Below are 14,304 nucleotides of genomic sequence, written 5' to 3' on the forward strand. Positions count from 1 at the left end.
ACATGCATTCTGCAACTAATGTGCCAATCAGCGTGGCAACAGAAAAAGGGTTAATCAGCAGAGAGTTCAGCAGAAACCGGGCGTAATCAGGAGCAACTACGCCGGTAAAGCAATGTTCTGAAATGGGGCAAAGCACCAAAATGGTGACTGTTAACGGTGCTCCAGCTCGTCGAACTGCTGGTAAAGGTCGGCGATCTGATGAATCCGCTGGCGTCCCTCAGCCAGCATTTCATGCAGCAGGGCATTGGCGATCAGGTTAACCAGACTCATGGCCGCACTGTAACTGTCAAAGGCGGAGACGCTGTCCAGTGGCGTACAGAGCTGCCAGCGCGCCAGCGTAATGACCGTCTGTGCCTGCGGCTCACACAGCGCCAGCAGCGGAATACCGGCAGCCTGCAACTGCTGCATCAGCGGACGAATGATGCGCGGACGACGACGAAATGCCATCACGATGACCATGTCATCCGGCGTGATATCCACCAGCTCCTCAGCCAGCGTCTGGCCCGGCTGCGGCAGGATATGCACCTGCGAACGCGCCTGTACCAGTTGCTGTCGCAGATGCAGCGCCACCGGATAGGCGTTGCGCATGCCGATGATAAAGATGCGCTTTGCCTGTGCCAGCTGCTGGATAACTTCACTAAAGTGCCGGGCATCCAGACTGTTTACCCATTGCGTCAGATTTGCCATCTCCTGCTTGTAGTGGCGCGCCAGCAGCGTATTGCCCTGCACCGCATCACGATTATCGGTCAGCGGCATACCGCTTTGGCGCAGGATGCGTAACTCATCACGCATATCCTTGTATTTCTCGTAGCCCAGACGCTTGAACAGCCGACTGACCGTGGCTTTCGACACCCCACTGAGCCGCGCCAGTTCGGCGCTGTTGTAGCTTATCAGGTCATCGAAGTGGTCAAACACGAAGTCGGCAATGCGCTGCTCCTGCGGAGAGAGCTGGGGATAGTGACTTCTGAGTCGTTCATCAAGCTGCTTCATAAGGCGTCCTGTAACTTTTGTTTCAGCACTTTTGTTTAGCAAAACCTAGCACAATTTACGCCAGGTTAACTGTCGCATTGTCAGCTGGGGGTGAAAACTGGAACAGCTCTTGCTTTGTTATGGGTTCTGTCACCCGTAGAACGAGAAAAAGATGATTCAAAGCAATATGGCCCCGCAGGGGATGGCGGTGACGCCACACCATCTGGCGAGTGAAAGCGCCCTCGCGGTGCTGCGTGATGGCGGTAATGCCATAGAAGCGATGGTTGCCGCTGCCGCAACTATCGCCGTGGTCTACCCGCACATGAATGGACTGGGCGGCGATGGTTTCTGGCTGATTCTGCCACCTGGCGGCGATCCCGTCGCTATCGACGCCAGTGGTGCAGCCGGTTCGCTGGCGCACTGCGATTTCTACGCCGATCAGCCTAAGATCCCGCATCGCGGGCCGAAAGCGGCGCTGACCGTGGCTGGAACGGTCAGCGGCTGGCAGGAGGCCCTGACGCTCTCTGCGGAGATGGGCACCCCGCCGCTGCCGCTGGCGCGTCTGCTGCGTGATGCGATTCGCTACGCCGCCGATGGCATTCCGGTGACCGCTTCACAGAGCGCCGCCACCGCGACGTTTCTGCGTGAACTGCAGCATCAGCCCGGCTTCAGCGCCAATTTTATGCCCGACGGCGATGTGCCGCAGCCGGGCAGCCGCTTTACCCAGCCCGCACTGGCGAACACCCTGAGCCAGCTCACCGAAGAGGGGCTCGACAGTTTTTATCGCGGTCCGCTGGCTCACCATATGGCCGATGAGATGGCGACGCTCGGCATGCCGGTCACGCTGGCCGATCTGCAACAGCATCGCGCCCGCCGCACGACACCGCTGCATCTCGCCCACAGTGAAGGCGACATCTGGAATATCGCTCCACCGACGCAGGGCATGGTGTCACTGGCAATCCTCGGCATCACCGATCATCTGGAGATGGCGGAGGCTGACGATGCGCAGACGGTGCACCGCATCGTTGAAGCCACCAAGAAAGCCTTTGCGCTGCGCGACAGACACATCACCGATCCGCGTCACGTCACCGAAGATTTGCAGGCACTGCTGGATTGCGATCACCTCGCCACGCTCGCCAGCCAGATCATCGACGGAGAAGCTTTAGCCTGGGGTAGCGGACGCGGACCGGGCGATACGGTCTGGATGGGCGTGATGGACAGCAGCGGTCTGGCTGTCTCCTTTATTCAGAGCATTTACCACGAGTTTGGCAGCGGTGTGGTGCTCCCTGGCACCGGCATTACCTGGCAGAATCGTGGCGCGGCGTTCAGCCTCGATCCTGACCATCTGCTGTCCCTGGCACCCGGTAAGCAGCCGTTCCATACCCTGAATCCCGCCGCAGCACGACTGAAAGATGGCCGGACAATGGTGTATGGCGCCATGGGCGGAGATGGACAGCCGCAGACCCAGGCGGCGATTTTTACCCGCCATGTCATTCAGGGTCTGCCGTTACAGCAGGCGGTCAGTGCGCCGCGCTGGCTGCTGGGCCGGACATGGGGTCAATCGTCCGACTCCCTGAAACTGGAAGGCCGCTTTGATGACGAAACGGTATTGATGCTGCGTCTGTGGGGACATGAGGTGGAATTGCTGCCCGACTTCAGCGAATCCGTGGGCCATGCAGGCGCCATTGTGCGTCACAGCAATGGCATGTTTGAGGGCGCAAGCGATCCGCGCAGTAACGGCAGCGCCGCCGGTTTTTAACAGGAGCGAATCATGAATCAACACGACTGGGCCCGCTACATCGGCCATATGGAGCAGATCCTGCAACTTGAGCTGGATGACGCCCGCCGCGCTGAACTGCTGATCCAGCTGTCGCGTATCGTGGAGATGGCCGCGCCGCTGATGGCGTTTCCGCTGGATGACCGGCTGGAAGTGGCAGGAGTATACCAGGCATGAGATTAGGTGACATTTCGATTCAGACCCTGCAACGGGCGATCCAGCAGGGTGAGATCAGCGCGCTGGAGGTGGCGAAACGCACACTGCAGGCGGTTGAGCAGCATAATCCGGCGCTGAATGCCTGGACGGAAGTGACCGGGCCGCGCATGTTAAAAGAGGCCAGCGCGATTGATGCGCAGCGGCAGCGCGGCGAAACCCTGCCACCGCTGGCGGGTATCCCTTATGCGGTGAAAAACCTGTTTGATGTGGCGGGTCACAGCACTCTGGCCGGTGCCAGCCTGTTCCGCGATCGCCCTGCGGCACAGGCCGATGCGTTTGCCGTCGAAAAACTGCGTCACGCTGGCGCACTGCTGTCGGGCATGCTGAACATGGATGCCTACGCCTACGGTTTTACTACCGAAAACAGCCACTATGGTGCGACGCACAATCCGCGTGACCTCAGCCGCGTGGCGGGCGGCTCCTCAGGCGGTTCAGCCGCCGCCGTCGCCGCCGGGCTGGTTCACTTTTCGCTGGGCACCGACACTAACGGGTCGATTCGGGTACCCGCGTCGCTGTGCGGTATTTTTGGTCTCAAGCCGACCTTTGGTCGTCTGTCACGCAGCGGTAGTCATCCGTTTGTCGCCAGCCTTGACCACATCGGTCCTCTGGCCCGGCGGGTGGAAGACCTGGCGCTGGTTTATGATCAGTTACAGGGCGCAGACCACGCCGATGTGTTTCAGGCCGATCGTCCGCTGACCGCGACATTGCCGGGGCTGTCGCAGGGCAATGAAGGATTGCGCTGTGGCGTGCTGGGCGGCTTTTTTGATCGCTGGTGTGATGAGGATGCCCGCGCTGCCGTCGCGGTGGTCGCAGCCGCGCTTGAGGCTCAGGAAGAGGTGCTGATGCCGGAGGCGGAGCTGGCCCGCTCGGCGGCGTTTATCATGACCGCCGCCGAGGGCGGCAATCACTATCTGCCCGCCCTGCGCCAGATGCCTGAGCAGTTTGAACCGAACTCCCGCGAGCGTCTGCTGGCCGGTGCCATGATGCCGGGTGCCTGGTATGTGCAGGCACAGCGTTTCCGCCGCCATTTCCAGCAGCAGGTGCTACCGCTGTTTGATCATTTCGATGTGCTGATCGCCCCGGCGACACCCTGCAGCGCGATCACCATTGGCCAGCAAACCCTGACGATTCAGGGTGAGTCGCTGCCCGCCAAAGCGAGTATGGGGATGCTGACCCAGCCGATCTCCTTCCTGGGATTGCCGGTCTGTACCGTGCCGCTGGCGACCCGAAGTGGCCTGCCGGTTGGATTACAGCTTATCGCCCGTCCGTTTAATGAAGAGGCGGTATTACGCGCCGCCTGGGCACTGGAACAACAGGGCATTACGATACCGCAAATGAATATGGCAGGAGCCTGATGAACAGAGAGATTAATTTACCGCAGGTGCTCACTGAGGTGACGACGCAGTTTTATCGCTACGAGCAGGCGCTGGTCAGCAACGACGTGGATGAACTGGATGCGCTGTTCTGGCATGACCCGCGAACCGTGCGTCTCGGCGCGGGTGAGAATCTGTATGGCATTGATGAGATTCGCGCCTTCCGTGCCGCGCGCCCTTCAGCCGGACTGAACCGGACGCTGCGAAACACCGTGATTACCACGTTTGGCGAGGATTATGCGGTCTGCAGCACCGAATTTACCCGCACCGGCAGCGATAAGATTGGCCGTCAGCAGCAGACCTGGGTGCGAATGCCGCACGGCTGGTGCATCGTGGCGGCGCAGGTCAGTCTGATGAGCTGACGCCGTCCGGCGCTTCGCCCGGTTGCGTGGAGCAAGCGCCGGAACCGGCTTAAGGTGCCGGGTGGGTCGCGATCCAGTGGTCAGCAATCTGCTGGCGGGTACAGATCCAGACATCGTCGTGCTGCTGAATGTGATCGAGGAAATTCTGCAGCGCGCGGAATTTGCCAGGACGCCCCAGCAGACGGCAATGCATGCCGATCGACATCATCTTCGGCGCCGTTTCGCCCTCTTCATAGAGCACATCGAAGGTGTCCCGCAGATAGGTAAAGAACTGTTCGGCGGTGTTAAAGCCCTGCGGCGAGGCAAAGCGCATGTCGTTGCACTCCAGGGTGTAGGGAATAATCAGGTGCGGTTTCACTGTGCCATCCTGACAGGTGACCTGGGTCCAGAACGGCAGGTCGTCGCCATAGTAGTCACTGTCGTAGCTGAAACCGCCCTGCTCCACCACCAGCCGACGGGTGTTAGGACTGTCGCGGCCGGTGTACCAGCCGGTCGGCGCTTTACCAAACAGATCCACCAGCACATCGACCGCCTGCTGCATATGCTGACGTTCGGTTTTTGCATCCATGCCCTGATAGTGGATCCAGCGCCAGCCATGACTGACCACATCGTAGTCCGCCTGTTTGATCGCCTCTACGACTTCCGGATGACGCGCCAGCGCCATCGCCACACCAAACACGGTTAGCGGCAGACCGCGTTTCTGGAATTCGTTGTGGATGCGCCAGAATCCGGCGCGGGAGCCGTACTCATACAAAGACTCCATCGACATGTGACGATCGGCATAGCTGGCTGCGCCAATGATGTCGGAGAGGAACTGCTCAGAGCCGGCGTCACCATGCAGCACGCTGTTTTCTGCGCCCTCTTCGTAGTTCAGAACAAACTGCACCGCCACACGGGCGTTATTGGGCCAGGCGGCCTGCGGCGGATGAGCACCATAACCGATTAAATCGCGCGGATAGTTTTTGTTAAAGCTGTACTCTTTTTTCTCTGCAGCGTCAGTCATCACTCCACCTGTTTTGATTCGGGAAAGTTCCGTTAGTTTAGATGCTGAAACGCACCTGAGAGAGGTTTCTGCAAAGGCCAGGCCAGATCGCCATGTTTGCTGGTGCCAAAGCCAAGCGCCACCAGCGACTCAACCATTTTTACCGCTGCACTGACGCCATCGATTACCGGCAGGCCCAGCTCCTGGGTCAGCGAGGCAGCCAGCGTCGCCATCCCGCCACAACCCAGCACAATCGCTCCGCTGCCATCTTCCCGTTTCGCCTGAATGCAGCGCTGTCGCACTTTTTCCTGCGCCAGGCCGCTGCCATCCTCCAGCGCCAGCACCGGCAGATCGATGGCGTGCAGCGCGGCACAGTGATGGGTAAAGCCGTATTGCTGCAGCAGATGACGCGCAATCACCAGCGTGCGCGGCAGCGTGGTGACAATAGAGAATCGGGTCGCCAGCAGCGTGGCGGTGTGCATCGCCGCCTCCGCAATGCCGATCACCGGTCCGCTGGCCAGCTCACGTGCCGCCAGTAAACCTGGATCGCCAAAGCAGGCGATGACGTGGCCGCTGACCCCCTGCTCCCTGCCGAGTTTGATCTGCTCCAGCACGCCGATAGCGGCGATCGCCTCATCGAAGTGCCCTTCAATGGAAGGCACGCCCTGCGACGGCGACACCGCTAGGATTTCTGTGCCTGGCGCAGCGACCGCACGGGCAGCCTGAGCGATGGTTTCGGTCATCGCCAGGCTGGTGTTGGGGTTAATAACCTGAATCAGACTCATGAGGCAGCTCCGGAGCCTGCGGCAAACAGTCGGGAAAAATCGGGCAGGGTTTCTCCGCTGCGCTCAAAGTGCAGACTGGAGACAATGTGCTCAAAGTGATGCTGCAGTGCCTGCGTCAGCGGTTCCAGCGCACGTGCGCGTAATAACCTGAGCAGATTCGCATGATCGTCACAGCGGCAACCGCGCTGCCAGGGTGCGCCATAAGCGGCAATCACCAGCGAGGATCGCTGGCTCAGGCTGGTCACCATACCGGTCAGCACCTGATTACCGGAGATTGCCTGCAACTGAATATGAAACGCGGCTGAAAGCCGGATGGCTGCGGGACCATCATGATCGGCGTGCGCCTGGTTCTCCTGTGCGATGAGCTGCTCCAGCGCCACCAGATGAGGAGGCTGCAGATGCGAAAGGACTGCAGGCAGATTGGCGCACTCCATTAAACTGCGTGTTGAGAAGATGTCACGTGCCTCTTCCACACCGGGCGTTGCCACCTGCGCACCACGTTTGGGCGTCAGGGTGACCATCTGCACCGCCGCGAGGCGCTGCAGCACTTTGCGGATGCCGGTGCGGCTCACGCCAAAGACCCCGGAAAGTGCCTCTTCCGGCAATTTACTGCCCGGCGGCAGTTGGTGCTCAACAATAGCGTTCATTAACGCCTGGTAGATCCCTTCATCTTTATCCTGCAGATGGGTGGCGTCTCGCTGGCCTGTTTTACTCGTCATTACCTGCTCCGGTCGCTCGCTGTATGCCACATATCGTATACGTGAAAAGTAAAAATTGTATACAAGAAAACAGATCTGGCCTGAATCCTGCAATACCGCTTTACCAGATTATTCATTCCACTCTCGGGTAGAGGAGCAGGTTTCATGCCAAATCAATCAACGGTGGCCAGCAAGGCCTCTGAAGCCAACGCCCGTTACAGCCCACGGCTCTGTAACGAGGACCTGGCACCGACTCGCGATCAAAACTGGTCGTGGTACAACATTTTCTCTTTCTGGATGTCCGATGTGCACAGCATGGGCGGCTATGTGGTGGCCGCCAGCTTTTTCACGCTGGGATTAGCCAGCTGGCAGGTTCTGCTTTGCCTGCTGGCCGGGATCTGCATTGTGCAGCTCTGTGCGAATCTGGTGGCGAAACCCAGCCAGATGGCGGGTGTACCTTATGCAGTGATCTGCCGTCAGGCGTTTGGCGTATTTGGTGCCAATATTCCGGCGGTGATACGCGGGCTCATCGCATTTGCCTGGTATGGCATTCAGACCTGGCTTGCGGCGAACGCCCTGATGCTGGTGCTGCTAAAGTTCGCGCCTTCTCTGACGTCGATGACCGTGCCGCACTGGCTGGGTCTGTCGCTGCTGGGCTGGTGCTGTTTCGGCATTATGTGGATACTGCAGGCGATGGTGTTCTGGCACGGCATGAACGCCATTAAACGGTTTATTGATGTCGCAGGACCAGCCGTCTATGTGGTGATGCTGGCACTGGCGGGCTGGATTGTATACAAGACTGGCTTCGATGGCATCTCCTTTACCCTCGCCAGCAAATCACTGTCCGCAGGCGAGCAGACGTGGCAGATGATCACGGCCACGGCGCTGGTCGTCTCTTACTTCTCCGGGCCGCTGCTGAACTTCGGTGACTTTTCACGCTACGGCAAGAACATGTCAGAGATTCGTCGCGGTAACCGCTGGGGTTTGCCATTTAACTTCCTGCTGTTTTCTGTGGTGACGGTCGTCATCGTTTCAGGAACTCAGTCGCTGTTTGGCAAAATGATTACCGATCCCATTGAAACCGTCAGCATGGTCGGCAACGATCTGGCCGTCGCGATTGGTCTGCTGACCATGATTACCGCCACCATCGGCATTAATATTGTGGCGAACTTCGTCTCACCCGCGTTTGACTTCTCCAACTGTTCACCGCAGAAAATCAGCTTTCGCACCGGCGGGATGATCGCCGCCGTCGGCTCGGTGCTGTTAACGCCGTGGAATCTGTTCCAGTCGCCTGAGCTGATTCACTACACCCTGGATGTGCTGGGATCGTTTATCGGGCCGCTGTTCGGGATTCTGCTGACGGATTTCTATCTGATTAAACGTGGACGCATCTCGGTCGACGATCTGTTTAACGACACGCCTTCAGGTCGCTACTGGTATCGCGGTGGGTTTAACCCGAAAGCGATTGGCGCTCTGCTGCCGTCGGTGGCGATTTGCCTGGTGGTTAGCTTTATCCCTTCCCTGCATCAGGTGGCGAATTTCAGCTGGTTTATTGGTGCTGGTCTGGCAGCAGGCTGCTATCGCTTTATCGCCCGTGAAGACCGTGAAGCCGGGGACGTGACCCACTTGCATGGCGAGGTGGTGACGCAGAACAATCAAGCCGTCGCTGAATAACAGACAGCAAAAAGCCGATTCATTTCTGAATCGGCTTTTTTAAAGAGATTGGCGGAACGGACGGGGCTCGAACCCGCGACCCCCTGCGTGACAGGCAGGTATTCTAACCAACTGAACTACCGCTCCGCGCTTTGTTCCCCGTCGAGAACGAGGCGCATAGTAATGGCAGGCTGTTGCGGCGTCAACGCTTTTTCCAGGCAAATAAATCGTTTGCTGTTTTTTTCAGCTTGACGTTGATTTTCTCCACAAAAACAGGCCATTCAGCCGCGCCACAGGCAACTGCCACCCTTTTTCATCACCAAATCCAGCCGGGACTCGTGGGCAACGACTTCTTCTTCGCTGGCCGTGACCACGCGCAGTGCAGAGGCGGGACGCACGATGCGCTGAATGCTTTCTCCCTGTGCCTGGCGGGCGCTTTCACTTTCCGATAAAAAGGAGAGTGACGTCTGCCCGCCAGTCATGGTCAGGAAGACTTCAGCCAGAATCTCGGCATCAAGCAGTGCGCCGTGCAGGGTTCGTTTGGTGTTGTCTATTTCGTAACGCGAGCAGAGCGCATCAAGGCTGTTACGCTTACCGGGAAACATACGACGCGCCAGCGCCAGGCTGTCAGTAATTTTGCAGAAGGTTTCGGTTTTCTCAATGCCGCGATTCAGCTTTGAAAATTCGTAATCCATAAAGCCGATATCGAAGGGCGCGTTATGGATGACCAGTTCCGCACCGCGAATGTAGTCGAGAAACTCATCGGCGATTTCGCTGAAGGCGGGCTTGTCGGCCAGGAACTCATCGGCAATGCCGTGAACGCCAAAGGCTTCGGGATCGACAAGCCGATCGGGCTTAAGATACATATGAAAATTGTTACCGGTCAGGCGACGATTAATCACCTCTACCGCACCAATCTCAATAATGCGGTGCCCCTCATAATGTACCCCGATCATGTTCATGCCGGTGGTTTCAGTATCAAGAACGATCTGGCGGTTATTTGCAGTGCTCATAAGACCCGTTTTATGTCAGACTTGGCATTTTTGAGAGGAAGTCTACCAGAGATGCGCAAACAGGTAGAAATATTCACCGATGGATCCTGCCTTGGAAATCCCGGTCCCGGCGGTTACGGGGCGATTTTACGCTACGGTCAGCATGAGAAAACCTTCAGCGCGGGCTATCACCTTACCACCAATAACCGCATGGAGCTGATGGCGGCGATTGTCTCGCTTGAAGCGTTAACCAAGCCGTGCGACGTGGTACTCAGTACCGATAGTCAGTATGTGCGTCAGGGTATCACCAGCTGGATCCACAACTGGAAAAAGCGTGGCTGGAAAACCGCTGATAAAAAGCCGGTTAAGAATGTTGATCTCTGGCAGCGTCTCGACTCAGCACTCAGCACTCACAAAATTCAGTGGGAGTGGGTTAAAGGGCATGCCGGACATCCGGAGAATGAGCGCTGCGACGTTCTGGCCCGCAGCGCGGCTGAAAATCCTGCTTTTGAGGATATCGGTTATAAAACCGAGTCCTGATCCTCTGACTTCCGGAACTGACGCGTAGCATTGACCGTTTGACGAATCTTGCTGGTGCTCAGGCTCTTCTTTGCCCGGGTCGGCAGCAGCGGGAAGGTGCGTTTACGTGCTACCACAATATTCAGACAGCCCAGCGCCGGTAGGTGGGCGCTGATCAGCTTTCCGCCCTGCCGATGCCACGGCAGCACCTGAAATCGGGTGCGATAGACCACTTCATAATTCAGCAGTCCCAGCCAGTCGAGCAACCGCATCTGGCTGAACATCCGTCCGCTCCACGGCGCTTTGCGGGTTAATCCCGGCACCATTTTACTCACGCCGAGCAGACTGAAGGGATTGAAACCGCTGATAATCATCCAGCCATCGTCAATTAACACTCTGTCTACTTCGCGTAATACACGGTGAGGATCCTGGCTCCAGGCGAGCGTATGGGCCAGTAAACAGGCATCAATCGACTTCGACTCAAACGGCAGTTGCATCGGGTCAGCCTGCACCTGTAACAGCTCACCATGGCTGCCCACATTGACCTGATGTGAAATAGAACAGTTTTCAGTGTTGATTTCTGCGCTGAGGTTGCCAAGCTTAAGCATATGAAAGCCATATAGCTTTCCAAGGTAAGGCTGAAGCTGCTGCGTAAGCGCGTCGCGGAAATAATCTCCCCACGGCATATCGCGCCACGACAGCGGTGCGTTCAGAATCTGGCGTGATTTAGCGGGCTTCATGCTTTACGCTCTTCCTTTTCCTACGACCTGCGAGAGGTGATGATGAATCTTACCAGTATTCCTGCGTTGCAGGACAACTACATCTGGACACTGACAGACGATGAAGGGAAATGCGTGATTGTCGATCCCGGCGAAGCCCATCCGGTGTTAGAAAAAATGGCCTCCAACGGCTGGGAACCGGTCGCGATTCTGCTGACTCATCACCATAACGACCATACCGGCGGAGTGAAAACCCTGTGTGAGCATTTCCCGCAACTGGAGGTGTACGGCCCTCAGGAAACCGAGGCCAAAGGGGCCAGAACGGTAGTGAGTGAAGGTGATAAAGTCACAGTTCTGGGCCTGACTTTCGACGTGATCCACACGCCTGGTCATACTTTAGGACATATCTCATATTACAGCGCGCCTTATCTTTTTTGTGGCGACACCCTCTTTTCGGGTGGCTGCGGACGTCTTTTTGAGGGCACACCAGAGCAGATGTATGATTCTTTTCAAAAGCTTAATCAGCTGCCAGCAGAAACACTGGTTTGCTGCGCGCATGAATATACTTTATCCAATTTGAAGTTTGCTGCGGCTATTCTGCCCCATGACCCACAAATAACGGCCGAATATCAGAAAATTAAGGACTTACGCGCTGAAAACGGCATTAGTCTGCCAACAAAACTGGCGCACGAACGGACTATTAATTTATTTTTGCGCACGCAAGACATTGATTTACAACGCGCTTTAAACGTTAATGTTTCTGATGGACCGGTATGGCATACATTTGCCATTCTACGCGAGAAGAAAGACGCTTTTTGATTTTTCGGGTTGTGTTGTGAAAAGTCGTCACGTATAGTTGCTCGTCTTTTAAGCGAACTATTGACACACATATGAAGGCTAAAGCGATATTACTCGCCTCAGTCTTGCTGGTGGGATGTCAGGCGTCCAGGAACGATGCCAATATCCCGGTACAGCATGCACAGAGTCTGTCTTCAGCTGGTCAAGGTGAAAATGAAAAGTACGGAGACGAGTTTTTGTCGCCGCGTTGGCAGGAAGATGGAACTGGCCTCGCAGCAGACGCAGATCTCTGGAGTTTCATTAGTGACGAGTTGAAGATGGGGATTCCGGAAAACCCGGCAATCCGCGAACAAAAAAGTAAATTTCTAAAAAATAAGAGCTATCTCCACGATGTAACATTACGGGCAGAGCCGTACATGTACTGGATAGTCGAGCAGATACAGAAACGTAAAATGCCGATGGAACTGGTACTGCTACCCATAGTGGAGAGCGCTTTTGACCCCCATGCAACATCATCCGCCAATGCCGCTGGTATCTGGCAGATTGTTGCGGCTACGGGTCGAAACTATGGTTTGAAACAAAACCAGTATTACGATGGGCGACGTGATGTGGTCGCATCCACGAAAGTTGCGCTGGATATGATGCAGCGTCTTAACACCATGTTTGACGGTGACTGGTTATTAACCATCGCCGCATACAACAGTGGTGAAGGACGTGTGCTCAAAGCGATTAAGCAGAACAAGGCGCGCGGTAAGCCGACTGACTTCTGGCACTTATCGCTGCCACGCGAAACGACCGTGTATGTGCCTAAAATGTTAGCTCTGAGTGAACTGCTCAAAAATAACAAGCGTTACGGTATCAAACTGCCGACACCAAATGAAAGTCGTGCTCTGGCACGAGTAGAAGTGGGTCAGCAGATGCAGCTGACGCAGGCTGCCGAAATGGCGGGTATGTCGCTCACGAAACTGAAGAGCTTCAATACCGGTTACAAAGGCGGTGCAACAGCGCCAAACGGCCCGCACTACATTATGGTGCCGAAGTCGAACGTCGCGAAACTGCGTAACTCACTGGCTTCCGGTGACATCGCAGCGGTACAGCCTACGCAGCTTGCGAAAGCCAGCGCGAGTGGCGGGTATAAAGTGCGACGTGGTGATACGCTCTCTGGTATCGCCTCAAAACTTGGCGTTAGCGTCTCGACACTGAGGCAGGAAAACAACCTGCGCGGTGCTGATATCCGACCGGGTCAGACTCTGACCATCGGTTCGAATGGCACCCGACTGGCCGATAACGGCAACAGCATCACCTACCGTGTTCGTAAGGGTGATTCTCTTGACAGTATTGCCCGTCATCACGGCGTCAATATAAAAGACGTGATGCGCTGGAACAGTGTTCTGGACAGTGCGAAAGATATTCAACCCGGCGATAACTTAACGCTGTTTGTGAATAATAACGCTACACCTGATACCTGATACGTTGAAAAGGCTGACAATTGTCAGCCTTTTTCATTTATTCATGAGCCTCAATTTACTCATCTCCCTGCCCGCCTCTTCTTCTGCAGGCACACACAATGCACCAGACTAGCCCCCTGAACTGAACTCCACCAGTAATGGGTTATGGTCGGACGCGCGCGTCACCAGTACAGATGCCTCGCTGACTCTGAGATCGCGATAGAAAACGAAATCGAGCGGTCGTCCAAACGCTTTGCGGCGGTGGTCAGCAGTAAACATCACCTCTTCCAGCTTCATTCGTTGTGCAAACCGGTAGAGCGCATTAATGCGCTGACGGCTCCAGGCATTGAAATCTCCAGCCATAATCACCGGCCCCTGGTGATGCATAATCTGCTCGCCGATTGGCCCCAGTTGTTTACTGTAGACGTCGACACCCAGACTAAAGTTAACTGCGTGGATGTTGACAACCATCAGCATCTCACCGGTCGGCAGAGGATAAGCCGTGACCAGCGCTGATTTAGAGAGCCTCAGCAAGGGCTCACGCTCACGCAAGGGGCAACAATAGACTGGGTGCGCAGAAGCAAGTGTCATTACCCCAGAGGGATGCTGAGGCAGCACAAAGGCGGGCACCTGATCGGCAGCCAGATAATTACTGGTGGCAAACTGTACCAGCTCAGGCGTGGTCTGTGCTTCCTGCAGTAACACGAGGTGTGCATCCTTACCGAATCCTTCCAGTACTGACATCCAGTCTGCGCGTTGCTGCTTAAAGATGTTCCATACCAGGACCTTGAGGTTTGGATGCGCAGGCAATGGCGCGCCTGGAGGCAGTGCCTGACCGAGATGGAGCATCGCGCCAGGTGGAAAGATCTGTTCCACTGGTTGTCCTGCTACATATCGCATTGCATAAGTTTTTTTGCGCACTTTCCCGCCTGGCTGATGATTCAAAAAATACAGTTAACACCTGTCTGTTATAGGGATTCTAGACCGGGGTTTCAATGGATGCAGGTGAATGT

At 56.3% G+C, this 14,304-nt stretch carries 15 protein-coding genes and 1 tRNA gene; 8 read left to right on the plus strand and 8 right to left on the minus strand.

What is annotated here, in order from left to right; translation table 11 throughout:
- Window positions 1-150: 150 nt before the first annotated feature.
- A complete protein-coding gene (gene hpxU, locus ACR8BF_RS15180; RefSeq protein WP_292989314.1) occupies window positions 151-990 on the minus strand; it encodes a MurR/RpiR family transcriptional regulator HpxU in 840 nt (279 codons plus the stop codon).
- 151 nt (window positions 991-1,141) lie between these two features.
- Between hpxU and ACR8BF_RS15185 the strand changes: the two genes are divergently transcribed.
- From ACR8BF_RS15185 to hpxZ, 4 genes are read left to right on the plus strand one after another with little or no spacing between them, the layout of a single operon-like run.
- Window positions 1,142-2,728 (plus strand): gamma-glutamyltransferase family protein, encoded by a 1,587-nt coding sequence (locus ACR8BF_RS15185; RefSeq protein ID WP_434745216.1) that lies wholly within the window; start codon window positions 1,142-1,144, stop codon window positions 2,726-2,728.
- Between the two features lie 12 nt (window positions 2,729-2,740).
- Window positions 2,741-2,923: an oxalurate catabolism protein HpxX gene (gene hpxX / locus ACR8BF_RS15190; RefSeq protein WP_434745217.1), complete on the plus strand. Its 183-nt coding sequence runs from the start codon at window positions 2,741-2,743 to the stop codon at window positions 2,921-2,923.
- Complete coding sequence (locus ACR8BF_RS15195; RefSeq protein WP_434745218.1) at window positions 2,920-4,317, plus strand: AtzE family amidohydrolase; 1,398 nt, start codon at window positions 2,920-2,922, stop codon at window positions 4,315-4,317. The genes hpxX and ACR8BF_RS15195 overlap by 4 nt, the downstream gene beginning before the upstream one ends.
- The gene (hpxZ, locus tag ACR8BF_RS15200) at window positions 4,317-4,697 is read left to right on the plus strand and encodes an oxalurate catabolism protein HpxZ (protein ID WP_179896969.1); all 381 of its coding nucleotides are present in this window, start codon (window positions 4,317-4,319) and stop codon (window positions 4,695-4,697) included. The genes ACR8BF_RS15195 and hpxZ overlap by 1 nt, the downstream gene beginning before the upstream one ends.
- Window positions 4,698-4,746: 49 nt before the next feature.
- On the opposite strand, the gene puuE is transcribed toward hpxZ, so the two are convergent.
- From puuE to ACR8BF_RS15215, 3 genes are read right to left on the minus strand one after another with little or no spacing between them, the layout of a single operon-like run.
- Window positions 4,747-5,700 (minus strand): allantoinase PuuE, encoded by a 954-nt coding sequence (gene puuE, locus ACR8BF_RS15205; protein ID WP_292989307.1) that lies wholly within the window; start codon window positions 5,698-5,700, stop codon window positions 4,747-4,749.
- 32 nt (window positions 5,701-5,732) lie between these two features.
- Window positions 5,733-6,464, minus strand: coding sequence for an allantoin racemase (hpxA, locus tag ACR8BF_RS15210; RefSeq protein ID WP_003852554.1), 732 nt, complete (start codon window positions 6,462-6,464; stop codon window positions 5,733-5,735).
- Window positions 6,461-7,183, minus strand: a complete 723-nt coding sequence (locus ACR8BF_RS15215) for a GntR family transcriptional regulator (RefSeq protein ID WP_292989304.1) — start codon at window positions 7,181-7,183, stop codon at window positions 6,461-6,463. Before ACR8BF_RS15215 ends, hpxA begins: the two co-directional genes overlap by 4 nt.
- A gap of 144 nt (window positions 7,184-7,327) precedes the next feature.
- Between ACR8BF_RS15215 and ACR8BF_RS15220 the strand changes: the two genes are divergently transcribed.
- A complete protein-coding gene (locus tag ACR8BF_RS15220; protein WP_434745219.1) occupies window positions 7,328-8,836 on the plus strand; it encodes an NCS1 family nucleobase:cation symporter-1 in 1,509 nt (502 codons plus the stop codon).
- 49 nt (window positions 8,837-8,885) lie between these two features.
- Here the strand turns inward: ACR8BF_RS15220 and ACR8BF_RS15225 are convergent.
- A tRNA-Asp gene (locus ACR8BF_RS15225) sits at window positions 8,886-8,962 on the minus strand.
- Between the two features lie 134 nt (window positions 8,963-9,096).
- Entirely contained in the window at window positions 9,097-9,828 is a 732-nt protein-coding gene (dnaQ, locus tag ACR8BF_RS15230; RefSeq protein ID WP_013356870.1) for a DNA polymerase III subunit epsilon, read from the minus strand.
- A gap of 51 nt (window positions 9,829-9,879) precedes the next feature.
- Here dnaQ and rnhA point away from each other — a divergent pair, with 51 nt between their 5' ends.
- Entirely contained in the window at window positions 9,880-10,347 is a 468-nt protein-coding gene (gene rnhA, locus ACR8BF_RS15235; protein WP_434745220.1) for a ribonuclease HI, read from the plus strand.
- On the opposite strand, the gene ACR8BF_RS15240 is transcribed toward rnhA, so the two are convergent.
- Window positions 10,329-11,066 (minus strand): class I SAM-dependent methyltransferase, encoded by a 738-nt coding sequence (locus ACR8BF_RS15240; RefSeq protein ID WP_314985250.1) that lies wholly within the window; start codon window positions 11,064-11,066, stop codon window positions 10,329-10,331. The two genes, rnhA and ACR8BF_RS15240, sit on opposite strands and share 19 nt — an antisense overlap.
- 42 nt (window positions 11,067-11,108) lie before the next feature.
- On the opposite strand from ACR8BF_RS15240, the gene gloB reads away from it, so the two are divergent.
- Together gloB and mltD are read left to right on the plus strand one after the other, a co-directional pair.
- Window positions 11,109-11,864 (plus strand): hydroxyacylglutathione hydrolase, encoded by a 756-nt coding sequence (gene gloB, locus ACR8BF_RS15245; protein WP_434745947.1) that lies wholly within the window; start codon window positions 11,109-11,111, stop codon window positions 11,862-11,864.
- Window positions 11,865-11,935: 71 nt separating this feature from the next.
- On the plus strand, window positions 11,936-13,312 hold the full coding sequence (gene mltD / locus ACR8BF_RS15250) for a murein transglycosylase D (RefSeq protein WP_179896985.1): 1,377 nt from the start codon (window positions 11,936-11,938) through the stop codon (window positions 13,310-13,312).
- A gap of 108 nt (window positions 13,313-13,420) precedes the next feature.
- Here the strand turns inward: mltD and ACR8BF_RS15255 are convergent, their stop codons facing one another.
- Window positions 13,421-14,212, minus strand: a complete 792-nt coding sequence (locus ACR8BF_RS15255) for an endonuclease/exonuclease/phosphatase family protein (RefSeq protein WP_179896987.1) — start codon at window positions 14,210-14,212, stop codon at window positions 13,421-13,423.
- Window positions 14,213-14,304: the final 92 nt, after the last annotated feature.

This window comes from Candidatus Pantoea rara (genome assembly GCF_051136265.1).
Taxonomy (GTDB): domain Bacteria; phylum Pseudomonadota; class Gammaproteobacteria; order Enterobacterales; family Enterobacteriaceae; genus Pantoea; species Pantoea rara.